The organism is Caenispirillum bisanense, assembly GCF_900230255.1.
In the GTDB taxonomy this organism is placed as follows: domain Bacteria; phylum Pseudomonadota; class Alphaproteobacteria; order Rhodospirillales; family Rhodospirillaceae; genus Caenispirillum; species Caenispirillum bisanense_A.
Genome location: NZ_OCNJ01000001.1, coordinates 324,771 through 350,601, shown reverse-complemented (window position 1 = coordinate 350,601; position 25,831 = coordinate 324,771). Strand labels below are relative to the sequence as shown.

Annotated in this window: 28 protein-coding genes; 17 read left to right on the top strand and 11 right to left on the bottom strand. The window is 70.2% G+C overall.

Annotated elements, in window-relative coordinates; translation table 11 throughout:
• Positions 1-26: 26 nt before the first annotated feature.
• A complete protein-coding gene (locus CRP50_RS01735; protein ID WP_176524978.1) occupies positions 27-671 on the bottom strand; it encodes a hypothetical protein in 645 nt (214 codons plus the stop codon).
• 114 nt (positions 672-785) lie between these two features.
• Between CRP50_RS01735 and CRP50_RS01730 the strand changes: the two genes are divergently transcribed.
• The 3 genes from CRP50_RS01730 to CRP50_RS24965 all read left to right on the top strand — a co-directional run bounded on the left by CRP50_RS01730 (position 786) and on the right by CRP50_RS24965 (position 2,107).
• On the top strand, positions 786-1,412 hold the full coding sequence (locus CRP50_RS01730; RefSeq protein ID WP_097277243.1) for an ion channel: 627 nt from the start codon (positions 786-788) through the stop codon (positions 1,410-1,412).
• A 15-nt stretch (positions 1,413-1,427) separates the two neighbouring features.
• On the top strand, positions 1,428-1,811 hold the full coding sequence (locus CRP50_RS01725) for a hypothetical protein (protein WP_097277242.1): 384 nt from the start codon (positions 1,428-1,430) through the stop codon (positions 1,809-1,811).
• A gap of 107 nt (positions 1,812-1,918) precedes the next feature.
• The gene (locus tag CRP50_RS24965) at positions 1,919-2,107 is read left to right on the top strand and encodes a hypothetical protein (RefSeq protein ID WP_141415048.1); all 189 of its coding nucleotides are present in this window, start codon (positions 1,919-1,921) and stop codon (positions 2,105-2,107) included.
• A 3-nt stretch (positions 2,108-2,110) separates the two neighbouring features.
• Here CRP50_RS24965 and CRP50_RS01720 read toward each other — a convergent pair whose 3' ends face one another.
• On the bottom strand, positions 2,111-2,866 hold the full coding sequence (locus tag CRP50_RS01720) for a class I SAM-dependent methyltransferase (protein ID WP_097277241.1): 756 nt from the start codon (positions 2,864-2,866) through the stop codon (positions 2,111-2,113).
• Between the two features lie 104 nt (positions 2,867-2,970).
• A complete protein-coding gene (locus CRP50_RS01715; RefSeq protein WP_097277240.1) occupies positions 2,971-3,357 on the bottom strand; it encodes a hypothetical protein in 387 nt (128 codons plus the stop codon).
• A gap of 141 nt (positions 3,358-3,498) precedes the next feature.
• Here CRP50_RS01715 and CRP50_RS01710 point away from each other — a divergent pair, with 141 nt between their 5' ends.
• Entirely contained in the window at positions 3,499-3,732 is a 234-nt protein-coding gene (locus tag CRP50_RS01710; RefSeq protein WP_097277239.1) for a hypothetical protein, read from the top strand.
• Between the two features lie 802 nt (positions 3,733-4,534).
• Here the strand turns inward: CRP50_RS01710 and gatB are convergent.
• Genes gatB through gatC form a run of 3 tightly spaced genes read right to left on the bottom strand, consistent with a single transcriptional unit; the run spans position 4,535 to position 7,766 of the window.
• Positions 4,535-5,989, bottom strand: a complete 1,455-nt coding sequence (gatB, locus tag CRP50_RS01705; protein ID WP_097277238.1) for an Asp-tRNA(Asn)/Glu-tRNA(Gln) amidotransferase subunit GatB — start codon at positions 5,987-5,989, stop codon at positions 4,535-4,537.
• Positions 5,990-5,994: 5 nt separating this feature from the next.
• Positions 5,995-7,476: an Asp-tRNA(Asn)/Glu-tRNA(Gln) amidotransferase subunit GatA gene (gene gatA, locus CRP50_RS01700; protein ID WP_416045195.1), complete on the bottom strand. Its 1,482-nt coding sequence runs from the start codon at positions 7,474-7,476 to the stop codon at positions 5,995-5,997.
• Between the two features lie 2 nt (positions 7,477-7,478).
• Positions 7,479-7,766: an Asp-tRNA(Asn)/Glu-tRNA(Gln) amidotransferase subunit GatC gene (gatC, locus tag CRP50_RS01695; protein ID WP_097277236.1), complete on the bottom strand. Its 288-nt coding sequence runs from the start codon at positions 7,764-7,766 to the stop codon at positions 7,479-7,481.
• A 101-nt stretch (positions 7,767-7,867) separates the two neighbouring features.
• On the opposite strand from gatC, the gene ruvX reads away from it, so the two are divergent.
• On the top strand, positions 7,868-8,335 hold the full coding sequence (gene ruvX / locus CRP50_RS01690) for a Holliday junction resolvase RuvX (protein ID WP_097277235.1): 468 nt from the start codon (positions 7,868-7,870) through the stop codon (positions 8,333-8,335).
• Between the two features lie 16 nt (positions 8,336-8,351).
• On the opposite strand, the gene CRP50_RS01685 is transcribed toward ruvX, so the two are convergent.
• The gene (locus CRP50_RS01685; protein ID WP_097277234.1) at positions 8,352-8,978 is read right to left on the bottom strand and encodes a LysE family translocator; all 627 of its coding nucleotides are present in this window, start codon (positions 8,976-8,978) and stop codon (positions 8,352-8,354) included.
• A 136-nt stretch (positions 8,979-9,114) separates the two neighbouring features.
• Here CRP50_RS01685 and CRP50_RS01680 point away from each other — a divergent pair, with 136 nt between their 5' ends.
• Genes CRP50_RS01680 through CRP50_RS01670 form a run of 3 tightly spaced genes read left to right on the top strand, consistent with a single transcriptional unit; the run spans position 9,115 to position 10,789 of the window.
• A complete protein-coding gene (locus CRP50_RS01680; protein ID WP_097277233.1) occupies positions 9,115-9,372 on the top strand; it encodes a type II toxin-antitoxin system prevent-host-death family antitoxin in 258 nt (85 codons plus the stop codon).
• Positions 9,372-9,782: a type II toxin-antitoxin system VapC family toxin gene (locus CRP50_RS01675; RefSeq protein ID WP_097277232.1), complete on the top strand. Its 411-nt coding sequence runs from the start codon at positions 9,372-9,374 to the stop codon at positions 9,780-9,782. The genes CRP50_RS01680 and CRP50_RS01675 overlap by 1 nt, the downstream gene beginning before the upstream one ends.
• A gap of 59 nt (positions 9,783-9,841) precedes the next feature.
• Positions 9,842-10,789, top strand: a complete 948-nt coding sequence (locus tag CRP50_RS01670; RefSeq protein WP_097277231.1) for an AEC family transporter — start codon at positions 9,842-9,844, stop codon at positions 10,787-10,789.
• On the opposite strand, the gene CRP50_RS01665 is transcribed toward CRP50_RS01670, so the two are convergent.
• Positions 10,779-11,609 carry a hemerythrin domain-containing protein gene (locus CRP50_RS01665; protein WP_097277230.1) on the bottom strand — a complete coding sequence of 277 codons (831 nt, stop codon included), beginning with the start codon at positions 11,607-11,609 and terminating at the stop codon, positions 10,779-10,781. The genes CRP50_RS01670 and CRP50_RS01665 overlap by 11 nt on opposite strands.
• Positions 11,610-11,789: 180 nt before the next feature.
• On the opposite strand from CRP50_RS01665, the gene CRP50_RS01660 reads away from it, so the two are divergent.
• The 9 genes from CRP50_RS01660 (at position 11,790) to rpmG (ending at position 23,804) form a co-directional block, all read left to right on the top strand.
• The gene (locus CRP50_RS01660; protein WP_176524977.1) at positions 11,790-12,269 is read left to right on the top strand and encodes an NUDIX hydrolase; all 480 of its coding nucleotides are present in this window, start codon (positions 11,790-11,792) and stop codon (positions 12,267-12,269) included.
• A gap of 62 nt (positions 12,270-12,331) precedes the next feature.
• The gene (locus CRP50_RS01655; RefSeq protein WP_097277761.1) at positions 12,332-13,291 is read left to right on the top strand and encodes an aspartate carbamoyltransferase catalytic subunit; all 960 of its coding nucleotides are present in this window, start codon (positions 12,332-12,334) and stop codon (positions 13,289-13,291) included.
• A gap of 2 nt (positions 13,292-13,293) precedes the next feature.
• Positions 13,294-14,598: a dihydroorotase gene (gene pyrC / locus CRP50_RS01650; protein WP_097277228.1), complete on the top strand. Its 1,305-nt coding sequence runs from the start codon at positions 13,294-13,296 to the stop codon at positions 14,596-14,598.
• Positions 14,591-15,223: a glycerol-3-phosphate 1-O-acyltransferase PlsY gene (gene plsY / locus CRP50_RS01645; protein ID WP_097277227.1), complete on the top strand. Its 633-nt coding sequence runs from the start codon at positions 14,591-14,593 to the stop codon at positions 15,221-15,223. The genes pyrC and plsY overlap by 8 nt, the downstream gene beginning before the upstream one ends.
• Before the next feature lie 64 nt (positions 15,224-15,287).
• Positions 15,288-16,421, top strand: a complete 1,134-nt coding sequence (gene dprA, locus CRP50_RS01640) for a DNA-processing protein DprA (RefSeq protein ID WP_097277226.1) — start codon at positions 15,288-15,290, stop codon at positions 16,419-16,421.
• A gap of 51 nt (positions 16,422-16,472) precedes the next feature.
• Positions 16,473-19,157 carry a type I DNA topoisomerase gene (gene topA, locus CRP50_RS01635; RefSeq protein ID WP_097277225.1) on the top strand — a complete coding sequence of 895 codons (2,685 nt, stop codon included), beginning with the start codon at positions 16,473-16,475 and terminating at the stop codon, positions 19,155-19,157.
• Between the two features lie 139 nt (positions 19,158-19,296).
• Positions 19,297-21,621: a ribonuclease R gene (rnr, locus tag CRP50_RS01630; RefSeq protein ID WP_097277224.1), complete on the top strand. Its 2,325-nt coding sequence runs from the start codon at positions 19,297-19,299 to the stop codon at positions 21,619-21,621.
• Positions 21,622-21,818: 197 nt separating this feature from the next.
• A complete protein-coding gene (locus tag CRP50_RS01625; RefSeq protein ID WP_101613936.1) occupies positions 21,819-23,537 on the top strand; it encodes a S41 family peptidase in 1,719 nt (572 codons plus the stop codon).
• 99 nt (positions 23,538-23,636) lie between these two features.
• A complete protein-coding gene (gene rpmG, locus CRP50_RS01620; RefSeq protein ID WP_097277222.1) occupies positions 23,637-23,804 on the top strand; it encodes a 50S ribosomal protein L33 in 168 nt (55 codons plus the stop codon).
• Between the two features lie 166 nt (positions 23,805-23,970).
• On the opposite strand, the gene CRP50_RS01615 is transcribed toward rpmG, so the two are convergent.
• From CRP50_RS01615 to CRP50_RS01605, 3 genes are all read right to left on the bottom strand, one after another.
• Complete coding sequence (locus CRP50_RS01615; RefSeq protein WP_097277221.1) at positions 23,971-24,345, bottom strand: response regulator; 375 nt, start codon at positions 24,343-24,345, stop codon at positions 23,971-23,973.
• Between the two features lie 112 nt (positions 24,346-24,457).
• Positions 24,458-24,832, bottom strand: coding sequence for a DUF423 domain-containing protein (locus CRP50_RS01610; RefSeq protein ID WP_097277220.1), 375 nt, complete (start codon positions 24,830-24,832; stop codon positions 24,458-24,460).
• 238 nt (positions 24,833-25,070) lie between these two features.
• On the bottom strand, positions 25,071-25,772 hold the full coding sequence (locus CRP50_RS01605; RefSeq protein WP_245913332.1) for a Crp/Fnr family transcriptional regulator: 702 nt from the start codon (positions 25,770-25,772) through the stop codon (positions 25,071-25,073).
• Positions 25,773-25,831: the final 59 nt, after the last annotated feature.

The following is a 25,831-nucleotide window of genomic DNA, read 5'->3' as shown; positions in this document are numbered from 1 at the left end:
CCTTCCAGGGCCATTTCGGAAACCGATCAGGCGGACGCCGCCGAAACGCCGCCGCACTCGCCGAGCAGCAGGGCGTCGCGGATGCGCGCGCAAAGGTCGCGCTCGTCCTCCAGCCGGCGGCGGCGCTGGCGCGACCACAGGCCGAGCAGCGGCAGCCCGTGGGCGAGGCGCTCCTCCGAGCGGCGGCGGGCGTCCAGCACGGCGTTCCAGGCGCTGACCAGGGCGTCGGCCTGCACCGCCCGCTCGCGTTCCGGCAGGCGGTCGAGCAGGCAGAGGCGCAAGGACAGGATGACCCGGTCCACCGGTTCCGCCGGCGCGGCCACCGGGGCCATGAGCAGGCAGTGCAGCGCGTCGCGCCCCGCCGGAGTGGCACGGAAGACGCCGCGGCCGTCGCAGGCGACCAGTTCCGCCGCCAGCAGGCCGCCGATGGCCTGGGTCACAAGCCCCTGCGGCGGGTGCCATTCCTCGGCCCCCACCGTCGCCAGCACGGCCTCGATCTCGGCCGCCGCCACCGTCTCGGTGGTGCCCTGGGTCAGCCCGAGGACGGCCAGGCAGGCGGCCTCCTTCGCGCGGCACGAGGCCCGCGTCGCCACCACCCGGGGCGCCGTCGCGGCGCCGCAGCGCGCGCCTTCCAGCCCACCGTGACCGACCGTTGCGCTCGCCATCGCCATGATCATCATCCCTTGCGTCCGTGAGGATAAGGGGATCGTATTGCGAATCATTCGCAGTTTCAAGCCTAGACTGCGGCGGAACGGGGATGCCGCCGCCTCCGTTGCTCCGGCACCATGACCGAGATCATCCGCACTCTCCTGTTCGGCGGCCTCGGCGCCGTCGTACTGGCGCTGGCCTTCGTCGATCTGTTGGTCACCACCCTGACCGTCGGCGGCACCGGCCCCTTCACCAGGCGCCTGCCGCCGCTGTTGTGGCGGCTGGCGCGGGCGACCGGGCGGCGCGGCGTCCTGGCCTACACCGGCATGGTCACCCTGCTCGGCATCGCCCTGGTGTGGATCCTGCTGCTGTGGGGCGGCTGGCTGCTGGTGTTCTCCGCTGATCCGTGGTCGGTGGTGGTGGCGCAGACGGGGCGGCCGGCCACTCTGGTGGAACGCACCTACTTCGTCGGCTACACGCTGTTCACCCTCGGCCTCGGCGACTACAAGCCGCACGGCGGCACGTGGCAGATGCTGAGCGTGCTGGTCGTCGCCAGCGGCCTGACGGCGGTCACCCTCATCATCAGCTACATCGTGCCGGTGGTGTCGGCGGCGGCGCAGCGGCGGGCCCTGGCGGCGCACCTCGCCGCGCTCGGCCGGTCGCCGCGGGACATCCTGCACCGGGCGTGGAACGGCCGGGACTTCAAGGGCCTCGAGCCCCACCTGCAGGCATTGGTCGGCCGCCTGACGCAACAGGCCCAGTAGCACCAGGTCTACCCGGTGCTGTCCAACTTCCACCCGCTCGATCCGGACCAGACCCTGACGGTGCGGCTGGCCGCCCTGGACGAAGCGTTGCTGGTGCTGCGCCACGCCGCCCCCGCCGACGTCCGCCCCCACGGCGGCGACATGCAGTCCGTCCGCGATGCCGCGACGAGTCTGCTGGGCACGCTCGGCGGATCGGACCGGTTGACCGGTTGCGCCCCGCCGCCGCCGCCGGACCGCGACCTGCTGCGCGCCTTCGGCCTCACCCCCTGCCCCGAGGCCGACTGGAACCGCGCCGTCGCCGCCGAGGACGATCGCCGCCGCCGCCTTCGGAGCCTGGTGCAGACCGAGGGATGGTCATGGCGCGACGTCACCGGCGCGGGCGCCTATACGTCAGGATAGGACAAGGGAGCCCAACGCCCCCGCCCCGCCATGCGTTCGTTCCGTTGCACGCCATCAACCCCGGCGCGCTTAATAGCCTGTCGACAGGCCGCAGTGGAGGAACTGCCATGAGCCGGAGCACGTGTTACGTGATCTCGCGCCACGACGGCTTCTGGTACGCCGTCATCGGCGGCCGGGATCTGGGCCGGTTCCCGCAGCAGGCGGCGGCGGAGGAGTTCGCCACCGCCATGGCCGCCAGCCGCGGCCTCGACCGCATCACCGTGCAGTCGGCCGCCGCCTCCGCCCTCCGCGGCTGAGGCTCAGGCCCCCAGGCGGGCGGCGAAGCGCAGGCGCACGTAGTCGGCGCTCCATCGGCCGGCCGAGTCGCACAAGGACAGGCGGAGCAGATCCTCCGCCTGGCGCAGCACCGTCGCGCGCTGATCCGCCGGCAGGTCCTGCACGAACGGCCCGGCGAAGGCGGCGAACCAGCCGGCCATGCCCTGCGGCAGCGGCGTCGGCCGGGGGATGAGCTGGATCACCTCCACACGGAAACCCGCCGCTTCGAGCACCGCCGCATAATCCTCCGCCGTCGGGAAGTACCACGGGTGCCGCGCCGCGCCGTCGATGCCATGCGCCGCCAGCGCAGCGAGCAGGGCCGTCGTGCAGGCGGCGACGTTGCCGAAGCCGCCGAACTCGCCGACGAAGCGGCCGCCGGGCTTCAGGTGCCGCGCGACTCCGGCCGCCACGGCGGCGGGATCGCGCTTCATCCAGTGCAGGGCGGCGTTGGAGAACACGGCGTCGAAGCGCTCCGGCAGGTCGAGGGTGTGGCCGTCCATGACCCGCGCGTCCAGCCCCTGCGCCTGTGCCGCCGCCACCATGTCGGGCGACCCGTCGACGCCCACCACCCGGGCGCCCGAGGCGGCGAGCTTCGCCGTCAACGCGCCGTCACCGCAGCCGAGGTCGAGGATCGCCTCGCCCGGCCGCGGGGCCAGCAGGTCCACCACCGGGGCGCCGAGCACGGGCACGAAGCCGGCGTTGGTCTGATAGGTATCGGGGCTCCAGGCTTGGCTGGTCATGGCGTGTCTCCGGTTGGGACTGGCCGTCAGCCTGCCGCCGGCGCCGGCGCCGCGCCAGTGCCCATGCGCGAGGGCGGCCACCGCCGTCGACGAACCCGCCCGCCTCAGCCCTCGCCGGCGCACCACTCCGTTGCCCGGTCGAGCAGCGCCGCCAGACGCTGGGCGTCGGCCTGCACCTGCCCGGCCGTCGGGTGGTCCGGCACCTCGCCGGCCTTGGTGGGGTAGAGGTAGGCGTCGCGGGCACCACTGAGCGGATCGAGGGCCAGCAGGTCGCGCCGCCACGGATGATCCTCCGGCAGGCGGATCGCCATCTCGCGGATGGAGGTGCCGAAGCGATGCGGCGCGCCGGCCTTGGCGAGGACGGCCATGGTCATCTTGCGCGCCGCGTGCTCCAGGCTGTAGGCGGCGAGCCAGGGGCGCTCCGGCGCATTGGCGCGGGCGTCGTCGAGGTCGCGGCGGGCGAGGCTGAGCAGCGCGTCGATGTCGCGCATGGGGATCCTCCGGGGTCGAAGCGATACGGAAAGGCGGCCGTATACTCCAAACGTGTGACGGATGAAAGGGTGGTCCGCCGCCTGCAACGCCCGCGCCCCGGCGGGAGTTGGTAGCGAAAGCGGAACGGCAAAGGACCCGTCATGGAAAAGCGACCCACCCCCGACGGCCGCGAGCAGGTTCGCGAAACGCCCGAGGAAGCGCGCCAGGGCCGGAAGGGGCGCCCGGTCGCGATGGTGCTGATGGGCGCCCTGACGCTGGGCCTGATCGCGCTGATCGCCCTGATGATCTGGGCGCTTTCGGGCGAGCCGGAACCGACGTCCCAGGAGCAGCAACAGGGCACCGCCCCGGCGGTCGTCACCCCGCCACCTGCGTGAGCGGGCCCGTGGGAGCGGCGTCATGTGCAATCTTGCGCATGGTCCCGACCGCGCCTAAACTTGCTTCGGAGTGGGACGAACCGGCTTCCGCCGGCCCGCCCCTCTTCTCCTAGAGCCCGAAGTCGATCCGGACGAGGATTCGCAGGCCCGCGTCCGGATCTTTTCGGAACTCCAGAAGGACGCGGATGCGCGGAATACGCATCTCGTCATCCTCCGAAAGCAGGCAGAGGCGTTCTGCCGTCGGCCGGGGCGCCCATCGTCCCGGCCGGCCTCGGGCCTGCGTCGAGGCTCCTGCTTCCTGCCTGCCGGCAATCAGATTATCTCAAGCACATTCGGCCGTCACCACCTGCAGATGGTACCGATCCAGCCGCTAACGCTCCGCGACAGCCTCCGTGCTTCGACTTGCGGAATGGGGTGACCGCGCCTAAACTTGGTTCGGAGTGGGACGAGCCGGCTTCCGCCGGCCCGCCCCTTTCTCCTGGAGCCCGAAGTCTATCCGGATGAGGATTCGCAGCCCCAGGTCCGGATTTTTTCGGAACTCCAGAAGGACGCGGATGCGCGGTATACGCATCTCGTCATCCTCCGAAAGCAGGCAGAGGCGATCTGCCGTCGGCCGGGGCACCCATCGTCCCGGCCGGCCTCGGGCCTGCGTCGAGGCTCCTGCTTCCTGCCGCCGAAGAAATTACTGCAGGCACCCTCCCCTGTCACCACCTCAGGGTGCGTTGAGCGTCGAGCATAGAATAAGGCGGCCCCCTTTCGGCGACCGCCCTTCTCTCTTCCGGAACCCGAACCGACGCCGGCGTCAGCCCAGGATCTTCTTCTTCAGCAGATCGTTCACCGCCTGCGGGTTGGCCTTGCCCTGGGTGGCCTTCATCACCTGGCCGGTGAACCAGCCCAGCAGCTTGTCCTTGCCGGCGCGGATGTCTTCCACCTTGTCCATGTTGGCGGCCATGACCTCGTCGATGGCCTTCTCGATGGCGCCGGTGTCGGTCACCTGCTTCATGCCGCGCTCTTCCACGATCTTCGCCGGGTCGTCGCCCGTTTCGATCATGATCTCGAACACGTCCTTGGCGAGGCGGCCCGACAGGGTGCCGTCGTTGATGAGGTCGATGAGCGCGCCCAGTTGTTCCGCCGACACCGGGCTCTCGGTGACGCCCTTGCCGAGCTTGTTCAGCGCGCCGAACAGGTTGGTGGTCACCCAGTTGGCGGCCGTCTTGCCGTCGCGGCCCTTGGCGACCTTCTCGAAGTAGTCGGCGCTTTCCTTCTCGAACACCAGCACCGTCGCGTCATAGGGCGACAGGCCGTAGTCGGCGATGAAGCGCTGCTTCTTCTCGTCGGGCAGTTCCGGCAGGCTGGCGCGGATCTTTTCGACGAAGGCGTCGTCGAACTCCAGCGGCAGCAGGTCGGGGTCGGGGAAATAGCGGTAGTCGTGCGCGTTTTCCTTGTTGCGCAAGCTGCGCGTCTCGCCCTTGCCGGGATCGAACAGGCGGGTTTCCTGCTCGATCTTGCCGCCATTCTCGTAGACCTCGACGTGGCGCTTGGCCTCGTACTCGATGGCCTGCATGACGAAGCGCACCGAGTTGACGTTCTTGATCTCGCAGCGGGTGCGGAAGCCCTCGCCCGGACGGCGCACACTGACGTTCACGTCGCAGCGCATGGAGCCTTCTTCCATGTTGCCGTCGCAGGTGCCGAGGTAGCGCAGGATGGCGCGCAGCTTGCGCAGGTAGGCGCCGGCCTCTTCCGGGGTCCGCATGTCGGGCTTGGAGACGATCTCCATCAGCGCGACGCCGGAGCGGTTCAGGTCCACGAAGGTTTTGCTCGGGTGCTGGTCGTGCATGGACTTGCCGGCGTCCTGCTCCAGATGCAGGCGCTCGATGCCCACCTCGCGGGTGGAGCCGTCGGGCATGTCGAGGATCAGCGTGCCGAGGCCGACGATGGGCAGTTCGTACTGGCTGATCTGGTAGCCCTGCGGCAGGTCGGCGTAGAAGTAGTTCTTGCGCGCGAACACGCTGCGCTTGTTGATCCGGGCCTTGAGGCCGAGACCCGTGCGCACCGCCTGCTCCACCGCCATGGCGTTGATGACCGGCAGCATGCCGGGGAAGCCGGCGTCGATGAAGCTGACCTGGGTGTTGGCTTCGGCGCCGAAGGCCGTCGCCGCGCCCGAGAACAGCTTGGCGTTGGAGATGACCTGGGCGTGCACCTCCAGACCGATCACGACTTCCCAGTCGCCCGTCTCGCCCTGAATGACGTAGCTCATGTCCCTCACGCCTCCACGATGGCGGGCTTCGCGGTGAAGCCGGCCGCCTTCTCCATCACGTCACCCACGCGCAGCACCGTCTCCTCGTCGAAGGGACGGCCGATGAGCTGCAGGCCGAGCGGCAGCCCCTCGGCGCTCAGGTCCACCGGCAGCGACAGGCCCGGCAGGCCGGCGAGCGAGGTAGGAACCGTGAAGACGTCGTTCAGGTACATGGTAATGGGGTCGTCGATCTCCGCCCCCAGCTCGAAGGCGGCGGACGGCGCCGTCGGCGTCAGGATGACGTCGCAGACCTCGAAGGCCTTGCGGAAGTCCTGCGCGATGAGGGCGCGGACCTTCTGGGCCTTCAGGTAATAGGCGTCGTAGTAGCCGGCCGACAGGGCATAGGTGCCGATGAGGATGCGGCGGCGCACTTCCTTGCCGAAGCCTTCGCCGCGCGTCTTCATGTACATGTCGTCCAGCGACCGCACGCCCTCGGTCACCCGCAGGCCGAACCGCACGCCGTCGTAGCGGGCGAGGTTGGACGAGCATTCCGCCGGCGCCACGATGTAGTAGGTCGGCAGGGCGTACTTGGTGTGCGGCAGGCTGATGTCGACCGGCGTGGCGCCGGCGTCCTTCAGCATCTGGATGCCCTTCTGCCACACCGCGTCGATCTCGGCGTTCAGGCCCTCGGGGCGGTACTCGGCCGGGATGCCGACCTTCAGGCCGCGCACGTCGCCGGACAGCGCCGCCTCGAAGTCGGGCACCGGGATGTTGGCCGAGGTGGAGTCCTTCGGGTCGAAGCCGGCCATGGCGCCCAGCATGATGGCGGCGTCACGCACCGTGCGGGTCATGGGGCCGGCCTGGTCCAGCGACGACGCGAAGGCGACCACGCCCCAGCGCGAGCAGCGCCCGTAGGTGGGCTTCAGGCCGACGATGCCGGTGAAGGCGGCCGGCTGGCGGATGGAGCCGCCGGTGTCGGTGCCGGTCGCCGCCATGGCGAGGCGCCCCGAAACCGCCGCCGCCGACCCGCCGGACGAGCCGCCGGGCACGAGGTCGGTGGTGTCGCCGGTGCGCTTCCACGGGTTCTTGACCGGGCCGTAGTAGCTGGTCTCGTTGGACGAGCCCATGGCGAATTCGTCGAGGTTCGTCTTGCCCAGCGTCACCGCGCCCGCCTTCTTCAGGTTGGCGGAGACGGTGCTTTCATACTGCGGCTTGAAGCCGTCGAGGATATGGCTGGCCGCGGTGGTCAGCACGCCCTCGGTGCAGAACAGGTCCTTCATGCCGATGGGGATGCCGGCCATGGCCCCCGCGTCGCCGGCCTTCAGGGCGGCGTCGGCGGCATCGGCCTGCGTCAGCGCCAGGTCCGGCGTTTCGGTGATGTAGGCGTTCAGGTCGCGGTGCTTCGCCATGGCGTCGATGTGCGCCTGGGTCAGCTCGCGGGCGGAGAACTCGCCCTTCTTCAGCCCGTCGCGGGCTGCGGCGATGGTGAGGTCGGTGAGCCTGGTCATGGTCATTCCACCACCTTGGGAACGGTGAAGAAGCCCTCGATCGCGTCGGGCGCGTTGGCGAGGACCTTCTGCTGGATGCCGCCGTCGGTGACGACGTCATCGCGCCAGCGCAGGGCCATGTCGGTCACGCTGGTCATGGGGTCGACGCCCGTGGTGTCCACCTCGCCCAGTTGCTCGACGAAGCCCAGGATGGCCGACAGTTGGTCGGCGAGCTGGGGCAGCTCGGCTTCGGGGACGTCGATACGGGCGAGGAACGCGATGTTCCTGACGGTGGTGTTGTCCAGCGACATGCGGTAAGTGTCTCCGGCTTGAACGGAAAAGCGGCGGCCGGCGCCCGCAAAGCGCCGGAATCCGCCGGTTTCGAGGAAACGCGCGGAAGGTAGCACCCACCATGGCGATCCGCAACCCTGTGGACCTGAAGGCCGACCTGCCGCGCGGGCGGCGCCTGCTCGGCATCGATCTCGGCACCAAGACCATCGGCCTGGCGCTCTCGGACGCCCTGCTCATGGGCGCGACGCCGCTCAGCACCATCAAGCGCACCAAGTTCACCAAGGACGCCGAGGAGTTGTTCAAGGTGATCGACGCGCGCGAGGTCGGCGGCCTCGTCCTCGGCCTGCCGGTGGAAATGAGCGGCGAGGAAGGCAAGCGGGCGCAATCGACCCGTCAGTTCGCCGCCAACATCCTGGCGATCCGCGACATGCCGCTGTGCTTCTGGGACGAGCGCCTGTCCACCGCCGCCGTCGAGCGGGTGATGATCGAGGACTTCGACATGAGCCGCAAGAAACGCGCCGAGAAGATCGACTCGCACGCCGCCGCCTTCATCCTGCAGGGCGTGCTGGACGTGATCGGGCGGGGCTGAGCGGCCGGCGGTGGCCTCACGCCGCCTTGCGCATGGCCGCCGTCATCACCCCGGCGCCGATGAGCAGGGAGCCGCCGGTGCGGTTCACCGCCCGCTGCACCGCCGGTTTGCGGATCAGCCCGCGGGCGCCCGAGGCCAGCATCGCGTAGCCGAAGGCGTTGGCGGCGGCGAGCACCAGGAAGGTCGCCTCCATCACCGCGAACTGCGGCAGCAGCGGCCGCGAGGCATCCAGGAACTGCGGCAGGAAGGCGACGAAGAAGACGATGCTCTTGGGGTTGAGCACCGTCACCAGGAACATGTGCGCCGTCATGCGCCGGGCGCTGACGGGGCGCACGTCCGCCTTCACCTCGCCGGCCGACACGGGCGCCCGCCACAGCTTGATGCCGAGGTAGACGAGGTAGGCGGCGCCGATCCACTTGATGACGGTGAACAGCGTCGCCGAGGTCGCCAGCAGCACGCCGAGGCCGAGCAGCGACGCGGTCATGGCGACGAAGTCCCCCATCGCCACCCCCACCACCGACGCCAGCGCCGCCCGCCGCCCATGCCCGAGCGCATAGGACACCACCAGCAGCACCGTCGGCCCGGGAATGAGGAGCATGACGATGGAGGCGACGGCGAAGGCGATCCAGGTTTCGGGCGACATGGCGGGGGCATCCCGGCGACGGTTGCAAATCGGCTCCCATGGAGCGCCCATTGCGGGCGAAAGGCAAGAGGGATGGCTGGCGGCTTCCCCGGCGGCGCGCCATGTAGTAACGTAGCGCCATTAAGGGAGAGAGCCGATGCCCGCCACCTTTTCCAGTCGCGACTTCAACCAGGACCTCGCCGGCGCCAAGCGCGCAGCCAAACAGGGGCCAGTGGTCATCACCGATCGAGGCGAACCGGCCTACGTGCTGATGACCCACGCGGAATTCCGCCGCCTGAAAGGTGAAAGGCGGCGCTCCATCGTCGATTTACTGCGCCAAGACGAGCCCGACGCGGACTTCGACTTCCAACCGCCACGCCTGACTGGACCGATGTCCCGCCCGGAAGAGTATTGATGTTCCTGCTCGACACCAATGTCGTCTCGGACCTGCGGCGTCCGGACCGCGCGAATCCGGGCGTGCTGCGCTGGGCGGAATCGCAGGACCCGGAGGTGTCGTTCCTCTCGGCCATCTCCCTCCTCGAGATTCACGTTGGGGTCTTGCGGGTGGAGCGCCGAGACGGACCGGCAGGAGCGTTGCTGCGCCACTGGCTCGATCGCAAAGTCGTGCCGTCGTTCGAGGATCGCGTGTTGCCCATCGACGGAGCGGTGGCGCTACAGTGCGCACGCCTGCATGTTCCCGACGCTCGGCCGGAACGCGATGCCCTCATCGCTGCGACGGCTATGGTCCATGGCCTTACCCTCGTCACGCGGAACACGGCCGACTTTGCCCCGACGGGGGTGCCGCTTCTCAACCCATGGACGTGAGCACACCGCCAGCACCGGCCCTTGCCGCCACACCCCATCCGCGCTAACGGTCGGGCATCATGCTCGACACCGTCCTCGCCCTGGTCCCCATCTTCCTGCTCATCGTCGTCGGCTTCGCCATGAAGCGGCGGGGGTTCGTGCCCGATGCCTTCTGGGCGCCGGCGGAGAAGACCACCTACTACATCACCTTCCCCGCCCTGCTGGTCGCCTCCACCGCGCGGGCGCCGCTGGAGGAACTGGACTGGGGCCCGCTCATGCTGGTGAACGCCGGCGCCATCGTCGCCGTGTTCGCCGCCATGACCCTGGCGCGACCGCTGTTCGGGGTGTCGGCGGCGACATTCACCAGCATGATCCAGGGCGGCATCCGCCCCAATACGTACATCGGCCTCGCCGCCGCCGCGTCGCTCTACGGCGAGGCGGGGGTTGCGCTGACGGCGGTGTGCATCGCCAGCGTCGTGCCGCTGGTCAACGTGCTGGCGGTGGCGACCCTGGTGCGCTGCGTCGGCACGGCGACCACCACCAGCCGCTGGCAGCGCCTGCTGCAGACGGTGCGCGGCATCGTCACCAATCCGCTCATCCTCGCCTGCGCCCTCGGCATGGCGCTGAACGGCGTCGGCATCGGCATGCCCGAGATCGTGGTCGGCCCCTTCCTCGACATCCTCGGCAGCGCCGCCCTGCCCGTGGGCCTCCTGGCGGTGGGCGCCGGCCTCGCGCCCGAGGCCATTGCCGGCAGCGGTCGGGCGGTGGGGATCACCAGCGCCGCCAAGCTGTTCGGCGTGCCGCTGGCGGCCGGGCTGCTGGCCCTGGCGGCGGGACTCGACGGTGCGGCGGCGGGGGTTGCGGTGCTCTATGCCGCCCTGCCCTGCTCCGCCTCGTCCTACGTGCTGGCGCGGCAGATGGGCGGCGATGCGCCCATGATGGCCAACGTCATCACCGTCCAGACCCTGGCCGCCGCCGCCACCATGCCGCTGGTCATCGGCGCCGCCCTGGCCCTGTTCAGCCCGTGATGCGGGACGCCGCCAGCGCCTGCGCCAGCGGCCGGTCCATGGTGTCGATGTGCTCCACCAGCCAGTGCTGGACGTACGAGCCGAGCAGGTCCGCCACCGTGTCGTCGCGCCCCGCCCGCAAGTCGGCGAGCACGCGGTCGAGGTCGGCGAGAAGGGCGGCGTGCATGGCGACGTGGGCGTCGTCGTGGGCGCCGGGCACCAGGGCCATGCAGCGTTCCTCCCACGCGAAGTGACGGGCGGTGAAGCGCCGCAGGCCGGTCAGCCGGCCCATGAGCGACTCGCGCCGCAGCCCGCCGGTGATGCCGGCGTGCAGATCGTTGACCAGGGCGAGCAGGATCTGATGCTGGCGGTCGATGTCGCCATCGCCGACGGCGACATGGGCGCCCCAGGCGACGAGGCCGCCCGTCTCGCCCTGGCGCTGGCCGGCGAAGTGGACCCAGAAGTCCTGGTCGTCGACCATCTCGTGTTCCCACACCAGCCGCTCGGCGGCGCGGAACAGATCGACCATCACGTCGGCGACCAGACCGGCGGCACCGTCGAGTGCCGCGGCCAGCGCCTCGAACTCGGCCATCAGTTCGGCGTGGCGGCGCCGGTGGTCGGCCGCGGTGCCGAGCGCCACGTCGTCCATGATGCCCTCTTCCTCGGCGAAGTGCTGCGCCAGGGCAGCCACGAAGGCGCGCGCCTGACGGCCGAGCCCGCCGCTTCGGCCGCCCTGCCAGGCAAGGTAGAGGTCGTTGGCGAGGTCCGCCAGTTGGGCATGCCCCTCGTCGATCAACGGGTGCCCGGTTTCCGGCAGGCGTGCCGGGTCGATGAAGGTCATCGGTTCCTCTGCGCTGGGCGCGGTCTTGTCCACACCAATAGCACGGGCCTTCCCGCCGAGGTAGCGCAACCGCCCGCCGGCGCAGCAGATGCGCAGATCCCGCCCGGCTTGCCTGAACCGCCCGCCATCCTATAAATGACGGTCAACCCGCGCCCCTTCCGCCGCCGGAGTTCCCAAGGCATGCCGTCCGACCCCAGCACCACCCCCGTGCCCATGCGCTGCACCGCGGTCGCCGCCGCCGTCATCAACGGGCGGCAGGTGCTGCTGATCCGCCGGTCGCGCGGCACCTTCGCCGGCTCGTGGACGCTGGTGTCGGGGCGCGTGGAGGCCGGCGAGACCGCCTGGCAGGCCGCCGCCCGCGAGGTGACCGAGGAAACGGGCCTGCGGCCCATCACCCTCTACACCACCGGCAACACCGACGTATTCTACAACCCGAAGGACGAGGTGATGGAGGTGGTGCCGGTGTTCGTCGCCCGCACCAACAGCCAGGAGCCGGTGATGCTCGACGACGCCCACGACGACTACGCCTGGCTGCCGCTGCCGCGCGCCATGGAAACGGTCGCCTTCCCGGGCCAGCGGCGGGCGCTGGAGATGATCGCCCATTTCTTCATGGACAAGCCGCCGGCCGACTTCTACCGCATCGACGCCTACCGTCCCTGACCGCCCCGCCCGCCCGCGCCCGCGGCTTGCCGCCGTCCCACCCGAGACGTATGATCCGCGCCATGACCGACGACTACGGATACCCGCACCGCCACCTGCTCGGCATCGAGGGCAAGCATCCTTGGGAGATCAAGGCGCTGCTCGACCTCGCCGACCATTACGTCGAGCAGTCCCGCTCGGGCTCCAAGAAGACCGAGGAGCTGCGCGGGCGCACCATCGTCAACCTGTTCTTCGAGAACTCCACCCGCACCCGCACCAGCTTCGAGCTGGCGGCGCAGCGGCTGGGCGCCGACGTCATCAACATGGGCGTCTCCACCTCCAGCGTCAGCAAGGGCGAGACCCTCATCGACACGGCGGTGACGCTGAACGCCATGCACCTGGACGCGCTGGTGGTGCGCCACGGGGACTCGGGCGCGGTGCAGCTGTTGTCGGAGAAGGTCAACTGCGCCGTCATCAACGCCGGCGACGGCTCGCACGAGCACCCGACCCAGGCGCTGCTCGACGCCCTGACCATCCGCCGCCGCAAGGGCCACCTGGACAACCTGCTGGTCGCCATCTGCGGCGACGTGCTGCATTCCCGCGTCGCCCGTTCCAACATCCACCTGCTGAACGCCATGGGCGCCCGCGTGCGCGTCATCGCGCCGAAGACCCTGCTGCCGACCGGCATCGAGGAACTGGGCGTCGAGGCCTTCACCGACATGCGCCAGGGCCTGAAGGACGTCGACATCGTCATGATGCTGCGCGTCCAGAACGAGCGCATGACCGGTAGCTACATCCCGTCCATCCGCGAGTTCTTCCACTTCTTCGGCCTGGACCGCGAGAAGCTGGCGCTCGCCAAGCCCGATGCCCTCATCATGCACCCCGGCCCCATGAACCGCGGCGTCGAGATCGACTCCGACGTCGCCGACGACTTCGAGCGGTCCGTGATCCGCGAGCAGGTGGAGATGGGCGTGGCCGTGCGCATGGCCGTGCTCGACACCCTCATCCGCAACGCCCCCAACTTCGCCGAGGGAGCCGCCTGACCATGCTGCAGAAGGCTTTCGGCCGCGTCGCCTACGTCAACGCCCGCGTCCTCGACCCCGCCACCGGCCTGGATGCGCCGGGCGGCCTGCTGGTGGAAGGCGAGCGCATCGCCGCCGTCGGTCCAGACGTGCGCCGCGGCGCCGTGCCGAGCGACGCCAAGCTGGTGGACTGCGGCGGCGCCTGCCTCGCCCCCGGTCTGGTCGACATGCGCGTCAGCCTGGGCGAGCCCGGCGAGGACCACAAGGAATCGCTGCGCTCCGCCGGCGAGGCGGCGGTGGCCGGCGGCATCACCTCCATGGTCTGCCTGCCCAACACCAACCCGGTGATCGACGACGAGGCGACGGTGGAATTCGTCGCCCGCCGCGCCCGCAAGATCGGCCTCGCCAAGGTCTATCCCTACGGCGCCGCCACCCATGCCTGCGAAGGCCGCACCATCGCCGAGATGGGCCTGCTGTCGGCCGCCGGCGCGGTCGCCTTCACCGACGGCGTCCACCCCATCGCCGACCCGCAGATCCTGCGCCGCGCCCTGTCCTACGCCGCCACCTTCGGCCTGCTGGTGGTCAACCACCCCGAGGAACGGGCGCTGACCGGCGGCGTCATGAACAGCGGCGACCTGGCGACCCGCCTCGGCCTGTCGGGCATCCCGCGCGAGGCCGAGGTCATCATGCTGGAGCGCGACATGCGCCTCGTCGCCATGACCGGCGGGCGCTACCACGCCACCCACGTCACCTGCGCCGAGTCCATCGAGGTGATCCGCCGCGCCAAGGACAAGGGCCTGGACGTCACCTGCGACACCGCGCCCTTCTACTTCGCCCTGAACGAGCTGGCGGTGTCTGACTACCGCACCTTCGCCAAGCTCAACCCGCCGCTGCGCCACGAGGACGACCGGCAGGCGGTGGTGCGGGCGCTGAAGGACGGCGTCATCGACTGCATCGCCTCCGACCACCTGCCGCAGGACCAGGACACCAAGCGCCTGCCCTTCAACCAGGCGAGCTTCGGCGCCATCGGCCTGGAGACGCTGCTGCCCATTTCGCTCGAACTCTACCACAACCGCCACCTGACCCTGCTGGAGGTGCTGCGCGCCCTCACCGTGCGCCCGGCCGAGCGCCTGGGCCTGAAGGCCGGGCGGCTGGAGGTGGATGCCCCGGCGGACTTCTTCCTGTTCGAGCCGGATCGTGCCTGGAAGGTGGTGGCCGCCAACCTGCGCTCCAAGTCCAAGAACACGCCCTTCGACGGCCGCCCCGTGCAGGGCCGCGTGCTGCGCACGGTGATCGACGGCCGCACGGTGTTCGAGCACCATGGCTGAGTTGTCGCCCACCGCCCTGCTCGCCCTCGCCGCCCTCGGCGGCTACCTGCTCGGCTCCATCCCCTTCGGACTGGTCATCACCCGCCTGCTCGGGCTCGGCGACATCCGCGCCATCGGATCGGGCAACATCGGCGCCACCAACGTCCTGCGCACCGGCAACAAGCCGGCGGCGCTGGCGACCCTGCTGCTCGACTCCGGCAAGGGCGCCATCGCCGCCCTGATCGCCCGCTTCGTCCTGGCCGCCGCCGACGTCGACGGCCTGGGCATCGAGGCGGGGCTGGCCGCCGGTGTCGCCGCCGTGTTCGGCCACAACTTCCCGGTCTGGCTCAAGTTCAAGGGCGGCAAGGGCGTGGCGACCACGCTCGGCACCCTGCTCGCCACCGCCTGGCCGGTGGGCTTGGCGGCCTGCGGCCTGTGGCTGCTGACGGCGGTGGTGACGCGGTTCTCCTCGCTGTCGGCCCTGGTGGCGCTGACGGGCGCGCCGGTGGCGGCGTGGTTCCTGGCGACGCCGGTGCATGCCGCCGCCTTCGCCCTGCTCGCGGTGCTTGCGTGGATTCGCCATCGCGAGAACCTGCGCCGCCTGCTCAACGGCACCGAGAGCCGGATCGGAGCCAAGAAGAAGTAACGAGTCCGGGGGTGCTCGCGCGGAGCGATTGACGGCAGGCGGATTCGCGTCCAGCCTTCGTTCCATGACCGTCGAAAGCCGCACCCTGAGCCCCGCCGAGAAAACCGACTGGCTGCGCCTCATCCGCAGCGAGAACGTCGGCCCCGTCACCTTCCGCCGCCTGCTCGAACGCTACGGCACCGCCCGCGACGCCCTGGCCGCCCTGCCCGACCTGGCGCGCCGCGGCGGCCGGGCCAAGCCGGTGCGCATCTGCCCCAAGGGCGAGGCGGAGCGGGAGCTGGAAGCGCTCGACCGCTTCGGCGTGCAGGTGGTGGGGTGCGCCGAGCCCGCCTACCCCCGGCGCCTGCGGCAGGTGGAGGACGCGCCGCCGCTGCTGATGATGATCGGCAGCCCGCACCTGTTCCGCCGCCCGGCCGTCGCCATCGTCGGCGCCCGCAACGCCAGCGGCAACGGCCGCCAGTTCGCCCGCCGCCTCGCCGCCGATCTGGCCGGGCAGTTCGGCCTGCTGGTGGTCTCCGGCCTCGCCCGCGGCATCGACACGGCGGCGCACGAAGGCTCGCTCGCCGGCGGCACCTGCGCCGTCATGGCCGGCGGGCCGGACGTGGTCTACCCGCCGGAGAATGACCGCCTGCATGCCGCCATCGCCGACGGCGGCGTCATCGTGTCGGAACATCCTCTCGGCACCGAGCCGCAGGCCCGCCACTTCCCCCGCCGCAACCGCATCATCAGTGGTATCGCGGTGGGTGTGGTGGTGGTGGAGGCGAGCGAACGCTCGGGATCGCTCATCACCGCCCGGCTGGCGCTCGAACAGGGGCGCGAGGTCTTCGCCGTGCCGGGCTCGCCCATGGACCCGCGCTGCGCCGGACCGAACCTTCTGCTGCGCGACGGCGCCACCCTGACGCGGGACGTGCGCGACGTGATGGAGGTGCTCGATCCCCTGCTGAAGCGCCGCGAACTGGACGACGACGGCGCCCGCCCGGCGCCGCGAGCCCCGGCCCCGCCTCCACCTGAGGTTGCCGACGCCGCCCGCTCGGCGGTACTGTCCTGCCTGGGGGCGAGCCCGGTTACGGTTGACGAAGTGATCCGGGAGTGCCAATTGTCAGCCCCTGTGGTCGCGACGATTCTGCTCGAACTGGAATTGGCCGGCCGCCTGGAACGACACAGGGGGAACCGCGTTTCCCTGCTGTTTTTCGGCTGATGCGCACCGTCCAGCCGCCTTTGATCCTCGTCTAGGGAAGCGTCCGACCTAATGCACGTCGTCATCGTCGAAAGCCCGGCGAAGGCCAAGACCATCAACAAGTACCTCGGCAAGGACTTCACCGTCCTCGCGTCCTACGGCCACATCCGCGATCTGCCGGCCAAGGACGGATCGGTGCGGCCCGACGAGGACTTCGCCATGGACTGGACCGTCGAGGGCAAGGCCGAACGCCACATCAAGGACATCGCCGCCGCGGTGAAGTCCGCCGACACCGTCTACCTCGCAACCGACCCGGATCGCGAGGGAGAGGCCATTTCCTGGCACGTGCTGGAGGTGCTGCGCAATCGCAAGGCCCTGAAGGACAAGACGGTCAAGCGCGTCACCTTCAACGCCATCACCAAGGGCGCGGTGCTCGACGCCATCGCCAACCCGCGCGACCTGGACCAGGAGCTGATCGAGGCCTATCTGGCGCGCCGCGCGCTGGATTACCTGGTCGGCTTCACCCTGTCGCCGGTGCTGTGGCGCAAGCTGCCGGGTTCGCGCTCGGCGGGCCGCGTGCAGTCGGTCGCCCTGCGCCTGATCTGCGAGCGCGAGTCCGAGATCGAGCGCTTCAAGGCGCAGGAATACTGGACCGTCGACGTCGCCCTGAAGACCAAGGACGACGCGCCCTTCAGCGGCCGCCTGACGCACCTGGACGGCAAGAAGCTCGACAAGTTCGACCTCGGCAACGAAGCCTCGGCCATGGCCGCCAAGGCCGCCATCGAGGCCGCCCAGTTCACGGTCGCCAAGGTCGAGCGCAAGGAGGCCCGCCGCCACCCGGCGCCGCCGTTCACCACCTCGACCCTGCAGCAGGAAGCCAGCCGCAAGCTGCACTTCTCCGCCAAGCAGACCATGCAGATCGCCCAGCGCCTGTACGAAGGCGTCGACATCGGCGGCGAGACGGTCGGCCTCATCACCTACATGCGAACCGACGGCGTGCAGATGGCGCCGGAGGCGATCCAGTCGGCCCGCGGCTACATCGGCCGCGAGTTCGGCGACGCCTATCTGCCCAACAGCCCGCGCCTCTACAAGACCAAGGCGAAGAACGCCCAGGAAGCGCACGAGGCCATCCGCCCGACCGAGATCATGCGCCACCCGAGCACGGTGTCGCGCACCCTCGACCGCGACCAGTTCCGCCTCTACGAGCTGATCTGGAAGCGCACGGTGGCGAGCCAGATGGAAAGCGCCGTGCTCGATCAGGTGGCGGTCGACATGACCGACGCCGCCGGCAAGACGACGCTGCGCGCCAACGGCTCGGTCGTGAAGTTCGACGGCTTCCTCAAGCTCTACCGCGAAGACCGCGACGACAGCGACGAGGACGAGAACAGCCGCCTGCTGCCGCCCCTGTGGGAAGGCGACCCGGTCAAGCGCGGCCCGGTGAAGGCGGAACAGCACTTCACCCAGCCGCCGCCGCGCTACACCGAAGCGTCGCTGGTCAAGCGCATGGAAGAGCTGGGCATCGGCCGCCCGTCCACCTACGCCAGCATCCTGTCGGTGCTGCAGGACCGCGACTACGTGAAGCTGGACCAGCGCCGCTTCGTGCCGGAAGACCGCGGCCGCATCGTCACCGCCTTCCTGGAAAGCTTCTTCAACCGCTACGTCCAGTACAACTTCACCGCCGACCTGGAGAACCAGCTCGACGACATCTCGGGCGGCCGCGCCAACTGGAAGGACGTGCTGCGCCAGTTCTGGCAGGACTTCCACCAGGCGGTGGACGGCACGTCGGGCCTGCGCGTGTCGGAAGTGCTGGACGCGCTCGACCGCGACCTCGGCCCGCACCTGTTCCCGGAACGCGAGGACGGCCACGATCCGCGCAAGTGCCCGGCCTGCGAAGCCGGCCGGCTGTCGCTGAAGCTCGGCAAGTTCGGCGCCTTCATCGGCTGCTCCAACTACCCCGAGTGCCGCTTCACGCGCCAGCTCTCCGACAGCGCCACCGGCGGCGGGGAAAAGGACGAAGAGGCGGGCGTCGCCGAGGGGCCGAAGCTGCTCGGCCAGGACCCGGCGACGGGCCTCGACGTCACCCTGCGCAAGGGACCGTACGGCGTCTACGTCCAGCTCGGCGAGCCCGAGGGCAAGACCAAGCCCAAGCGCGCCAGCCTGCCCAAAGGCATGGAGCCGGCCGACGTGACGCTGGAAAAGGCGCTGGCGCTGCTGTCGCTGCCGCGCGAGGTGGGCAAGCACCCGGAAACCGGCGAGACCATCCTGGCCGGCATCGGCCGCTTCGGGCCGTACCTGAAGCACGGCGACGCCTACAAGTCGCTCGGCCGCGACGACGACGTGCTGGAGATCGGCCTCAACCGCGCCGTGGTGGTGCTGGCGGAAGCCAAGGCCGGCCGCAAGGCGGGCGCCCCGGCCAAGACGCTCGGCGAACACCCCGACGGCGGGCCGGTGACCCTGCACGACGGCCGCTACGGCCCCTACGTGCAGCACGGCTCGGTGCGGGCGACCATCCCGCGCGACGCCGACAAGGACGCCTATACCCTGGACGAGGCCGTGCCCCTGCTCGCCGCCAAGGCGGCCAAGGACGCCGCCTCGGGCAAGAAGCCGGCCAAGAAGGCCGCCCCGAAGAAGGCCGCGGCCGCCAAGGCGCCGGCGGAAAAGAAGACCACCGCCGCCAAGAAGGCCCCGGCCAAGAAGGCCGCAACGAGCAAGACCGCGAGCGCGTCCAAGTCCAAGAAGACCGCCGCGGGCGGGTGAGCCCGATCCGAACCATCGTTTTTATGAACCACCAAGACACCAAGACACCAAGGGTCCTGAGCACCGCCTGACCGCCTGCACAGCCTCTTGGTGTCTTCGTGTCTTGGTGGTTCTGACTTTTTTTGTCGAAGGACCCGCCTTGACCAAGCCCAAGCACCCCGCGCCGCTGCCCACCAAGGACCAGGTGCTGGAGTTCATCCGCGAGAGCCCAGGCAAGGTGGGCAAGCGCGAGATCGCGCGGGCCTTCAACATCGGCCCGCAGGATCGCGTGTGGCTGCGCGGCATCCTGAAGGACCTGGCCGAGGACGGCGCCATCGAGCGCGGCCACAAGCGCCAGTACCACAAGCCCGGCGCCCTGCCGGACGTGGTGGTGGTGGAAGTGGTCGCCATCGATACCGAGGGCGGCCTCATCGCCCGCCCCATCAGCGGCGTCGCCGAGGACGCCGAGCCGCCGACCGTCCTGCTGCTCGACCGCAAGAGCCAGGCCATGGGCCGCGGCGACCGGGCGCTGGTGCGCGTGCGGCCGCTGCGCGAGGGCGTCTACGAAGGCAAGATGATCAAGCGCCTCGCCGCCGCGCCCCTGCAGGTGCTCGGCGTGTTCGAGAGCGGCGCCGAGGGCGGCCGCCTGCTGCCCACCAACAAGCGCGAAAAGTACGAATACCTGGTGCCGCGCGACGGCACGCTGGGCGCCGAGCCGGGCGAGATCGTGCTGGCCGAGGTCATGCCCGGCCGCCGCCTCGGCCTGCGCCTCGCACGCATCGTGGAGCGCCTGGGCCGCACCGGCGAGGCCAAGTCCATCAGCCTCATCGCCATCCACGAGAACGACATCCCCGTCGAGTTCCCGCCCGACGCCCTGGAACAGGCGCGTGCAGCCAAGGCGGCGCCCATGGGCAAGCGCGAGGACCTGCGCCCCATCCCGCTGGTCACCATCGACGGCGAGGACGCCCGCGACTTCGACGACGCCGTCTACGCCGAGCCCGACGACAGCCCGGACAACCCGCGCGGCTTCAAGCTCATCGTCGCCATCGCCGACGTCGCCCATTACGTGCGGCCGGGCGATGCGCTCGACAATGCCGCCTTCGAGCGCGGCAACTCGGTCTACTTCCCCGACCGCGTGGTGCCCATGCTGCCGGAGGAATTGTCCAATGGCTGGTGCTCGCTGCGGCCCGACGGCGACCGGCCGGTCATGGCGGTGCGCATGCGCATCGACCGCCAGGGCAACAAGCTCGATCACAGCTTCACCCGCGCCATGATCCGCTCGGCGGCGCGGCTGACCTATACCCAGGTGCAGAACGCCGCCGACGGCATGCCCGACGACACCACCGGGCCGCTGTTGAAGCCGGTGATCGAGCCGCTCTACGGCGCCTACCGGGCGCTGGTGGAGGCCCGCCACCACCGCGGCACCCTCGACCTCGACCTGCCGGAGCGGCAGATCCTGGTGGACGACCAGGGGCAGGTGACCGGCGTCGTCACCCGTCCGCGTTACGACAGCCACAAGCTGATCGAGGAATTCATGATCCTCGCCAACGTCTGCGCGGCGGAGGAACTGGAGAAGCACGGCGTCCCCTGCATGTACCGCGTGCACGACGAACCGGCGCCCGAGCGCCTGGAGGCCCTGCGCGAGTTCCTGGAGAGCATGAACATCAGCCTGGTGAAGGGCGTGGTGAAGCCGCACCACTTCAACCGCATCCTCGCTCAGGTGCGCGGCACGCCGCACGAGATCCTGGTGAACGAGGTGGTGCTGCGCAGCCAGGCGCAGGCCGTCTACAGCCCCGAAAACCTGGGCCACTTCGGCCTGGCGCTGCGGCGCTACGCCCACTTCACCTCGCCCATCCGGCGCTATTCCGACCTCGTCGTCCACCGCGGCCTCATCGCCGCGCTCGGCTTCGGGCCCGACGGGCTGACGGAGACGGAGGCCGAGCGCATGGACGCCATCGGCGAGCACATCTCCATCACCGAGCGCCGCGCCGCCACCGCCGAACGCTCCGCCGTCGACCGCTTCGCCGCCTCCTGGCTGGCGAGCAAGGTGGGCGCCACCTTCACGGGACGCATCAAGGGCGTGAACCGCTTCGGCCTGTTCGTGCAACTGGACGAGAGCGGCGCCGACGGGCTCATCCCCATCTCCACCCTGCCCGAGGACTACTACATCCACGACGAGATCGGCCACGCCCTGGTGGGCCGACGCAGCCGCCGCACCTTCAGGCTCGGCGACTCGGTGGCGGTCATGCTCATGGAAGCCAACCCCTTGACCGGCGGCATGATTTTCCAGCTGCTGGACAAGGACGGCAAGGCCCGTGGTCGCCCCGGCGGCGATGGCCGCACCCTCGGCCGCGAACGGCGCGCCAAGGTGGCCAAGGAAACCCGGCGGGTGAAGACCGCCGGACCGGCCGCACCCGCCCCCCGCGGCGCCGGTGGCAAGTCTTCTTCAAAGAGTAGCAAAGTGCGGCGCAAGAACCGCCCCTAGTTGAAGACTGCATGCCGTCAGGCGCCAACTGGTTCCATGCCTCTTCACGATTTCCTAACTCGGGTCACGGCACAGTGTGTCCGTGAGCCGGGGAAATCGTTGCATTCCCTTCTTGTAAGGCAGCCCCGCCGCATGTTTCTATACGTGCGGTGCGAGGGAAAGGAATCGGCTGCGGCCAGATGAGCTTCCGACAGAAAATGACCCGTCCCGCCCATCGGATCAAGCGTACGGCCCTGGTCGTCGCGGCTCTGACCGCCGCAGCTTGTGCCCCGAGCGAAGGCCCCACGTCGAGCGCCGTCGCCGCCGGTCCGGTTCCGTCGGCGCCGCACGCCGTGGACCGCTCCGACGGGTTCGCCGTCCGGGAGGCCGAGCGCGTCTTCTCCTATGCCTTCGACGCCATCACCGACCGCTATATCGACGGCGTGACCGCCCGTGGGGTTGCAGTCGAAGGCCTGCGCGGCCTCGGCAGCATCGATCCGGCCGTGGCGGTGGAGGTCGAGGGCGGCCGGGCGGAGATCCGCACGCCGGCCGGGCTGCTCGCCTCGGTGGCCGCGCCTGCCGACGACGACGCCCGCGGCTGGGCCCGGGCGGTGACCGAACTCATCGCCGGCGCCCGCGGCACCTCGCCGCAACTGGCCGCCGCCGGGCGCGAGGACATCTACGAAGCGGTGTTCGACGCCACCCTCGCCAAGCTCGACATGTTCTCGCGCTACGCCGGGGCCGAGGAAGCGCGCGACCACCGCGCCAGCCGCAACGGCTTCGGCGGCATCGGCATCCGCTACGTGAAGAACGAAGACGGCCTGCTCGTGAAGGACGTGTTCGAGGACGCGCCCTCCGACGGCCTGCTGTTCGTCGACGACGTCATCGTCGGCGTCGCCGGCACCCCGACCGTCGACCTCGAGACCAAGCAGATCAAGGACCTGCTGCGCGGCCCCATCGACAGCTCGGTGACCCTGAGCGTCAAGCGCACCGGCATCGACCAGCCCGTTCAGGTGCCCATCCGCCGCGCCCTGGTGGTGCCGCGCACCGTCACCCTGACGCTCGACCACGACGTCGCGGTCATCAAGATTTCCAGCTTCAACCAGCGCACCGCGTCGGGCGTCGACACCGCCGTCCGCCAGGCGCGCGCCGGCCTCGGCGCCTCCTTGCGCGGCATCGTGCTCGACCTGCGCGGCAACCCGGGTGGGCTGCTCGATCAGGCGGTGGCGGTGAGCGACCTGTTCCTGACCGACGGCCCCATCGTTTCCACCCGCGGCCGCCACCCCGAGAGCCGCCAGGCCTACGCCGCCCGCGAGGACGACGTCGCCGCCGGCCTGCCGGTGGTGGTGCTGGTGGACGGCCGCTCCGCCTCCTCGGCGGAGATCGTCACCGCCGCCCTGCAGGACCGCGGGCGCGCCGTGGTGGTCGGCACCACCTCCTACGGCAAGGGCACCGTGCAGACGGTGGTGCGCCTGCCCAACGACGGCGAGCTGACGCTCACCTGGTCGCGCTTCCACAGCCCGTCGGGCTACGCCCTGCACGGCCTGGGCGTCATGCCCGCCCTGTGCACCGCCACCGCCGACTCGGCCCCGCAGGTCGCCGAGGCACCCGGCACGGCGCACGAGGACGACGACGCGGTGGTGCCGGTCACCCACTCCGACGTTCCCGCCGCCGGCGAGGACGCCGGCCGGACGGTGGAGAAGCTGATCGCCTCCCGCGCCGCCGCCGCCGGCAGCGTGCCGACCCAGTACGCCCAGTGGCGCTCCACGCCCATCGAGGACACGGAAGGCCGCAAGCGCCTGCGCACCGCCTGCCCGCCGGTCAACCACGCCGACAGCACCGTCGACCTGGCGGTGGGCGAGCGGCTGATCGAAGACCGCGGCCTCTATTCCTGGGCCCTCGGCCTCACCCACGGGGCCGACACCGCTGCCCGCTGAACCCCACGCCCCGCGCCCGATTCCGGCCTTGACACCCTGGCAGATCCGGGTATCGTGCGCGGCTCCAGTTCCGACTTCAGACCCTGAGGATTTGCCGCCATGGCCAAGCCCACGACGATCCAGATCAAGCTCGAGAGCACCGCGGGCACGGGCTACTTCTACATCGCGAAGAAGAACCCGCGTAACACCACCCAGAAGCTCGAGTTCAAGAAGTACGACCCGGTGGTGCGCAAGCACGTCGTCTTCCGCGAGACGAAGATGAAGTGAGACCCGACCAGGGTCTCCCTCAGACGCCGAAACGAAAGGCCGCCGACATCGTCAGCGGCCTTTTCGTTTGTCTGCCGGTCGGCGCCCGGCTGTCCTGTCCTCGCCCCCTCCCCTCGCGCCGGGCCCCATGGCGGGCGGCTCCGGCGCGGCAGGTGGCTGGCGGCGCTCAGGCCGCCGGTTCGAGGAAGCGGTTGACCGTCTGCAGGAAGCTCGCGACCGAGATGGGCTTGGCGATGTAGCCCTCGCAGCCACCCTCGCGAATCTTCTCTTCGTCGCCCTTCATGGCGAAGGCGGTGACGGCGATGACCGGGATTCGCTTCAGGTCCTCGTCGTCCTTCAGCATGCGGGTGATCTCGAGGCCCGAAATCTCCGGCAGCTGGATGTCCATGAGGATGAGGTCCGGCTGCTTTTCCCGCGCGATCCCCAAGACTTCCCGGCCATCCTTGGTCTGCAGCGTCTCGTACCCGTGGGCCTGAAGCAGGTCGTTGAACAGCTTCATGTTCAAATCATTGTCTTCGACGATGAGGATGGTCTTCGCCATGGCAGATCCCGATCTCCTTGGTCCCGATTGAGTCTTTGTGCGATGCGGGACGTTGGCATGATCGTTCATCCCTTTGCGCGAGTCAAACGGCGGAGGGAACCCCGCCGTCCGGTCAGCCGCGGGTGCGGAGCGCGGCCCAGGCGAGCACCAGCCAGCCGGCGATGAACGACGTGCCGCCGAAGGGCGCGGCCATGGCCACGGGGCGCCAGCCGGTGAAGGCGAGCGTCAGCAGGGAGCCGCAGAACAGCACGATGCCGAGGGTGAACAGGCCGCCGGCCACGGCGACGCCGCGGCGGCCCGGCAGGCGGTCGGCCAGCACCGCGACCAGCCCGAGGGCCAGCGCATGCCACAGCATGTAGTGCGACGCCTTCTCGACCAGGGTCACCGCCCGCTCGTCGCCCAGGCGCTCCATGGCGTGTGCCGCGAAGGCGCCGACGGCGACGCCGCAGGCGCCGAACACCCCGGCCAATCCCAACCACATGCGCATCCGGAAGGTCTCCCTCGTCGCTTCCCGCTCGTCGTGCGGCGCCAGACTGCCCGTCGGGGCGGCGCGGCGGAAGCGAAAAAAGAGGGCGGGGCCTGGCCCCGCCCGAGTAACGCTCTTGAGGGAAAGAGGATACCGATACCGGGAAATCCCGGTGAAGTGAGAATGCCCTGTTCCACCCCGCCGCCCTGTGACGCGCGTCACAGGATCACCACTTTTTGCCCGACCGACCGACTTTCGATCACTCGCCGCGCACTTCCTCGACCAGATCACGCAGGCGCTCCACGTCGAGCACCACGAGCGCATCGGCGTCGCGCCGAACGATGCCCTGGCGCGACAGGTCGTTGAGCACGCGCGCCACCGTCTCGCGGGTGGTGCTGACGCGGGCGGCGATGTCGGAGTGCACGGGGATGGGGCGGATGCGGGCGTGGCCCTCGCGCGTCACCTCGGCGGCGCGGCAGAGCGCCAGCAGATCGGCGTGCACCCGGTTGTTGGCGCCGAGCGTCGACAGGTCGAGGATGCGGGCGCCCGAGACGCGGATGACGGTGGCGAGGCGGCGCATGAGCGCCAGCGCCACGTCGGGGTGTTCGCGCAGCACGCGCAGGAACTGATCGGCCGTCATGGCGGCGACGGTGGTCTCGCCGATGGCCATGACGCTGGCCGACCGCGGGCTGCCGTCGAGCGCCGCCAGCTCGCCGAAGACGCCGCCGGCGGTGATGTCGTCCAGCGCGATCTCGCGGCCGGAGAGCGAGTAGATCACCACCCGCACGGCGCCGCCGATGACGAAGAACACGTCGCGGCTGTCGGAGCTGCGGTCGATGATCTGCTCGCCGGAGGCATAGCGGCGCCAGCGGCAGGTCCGGCCGAGCGCTTCCCGCTCCGCCGCGGTCAGGCTGTCGAGTAATCCGATGCCGTCGAGCGCGCGCGCCGCCAGTTCAGTCACGTCCGTTCCCCCGATGCTGCGGAGCGTGGTCCGCCGCCCCAGAGGTTAGGCCAGAGCGG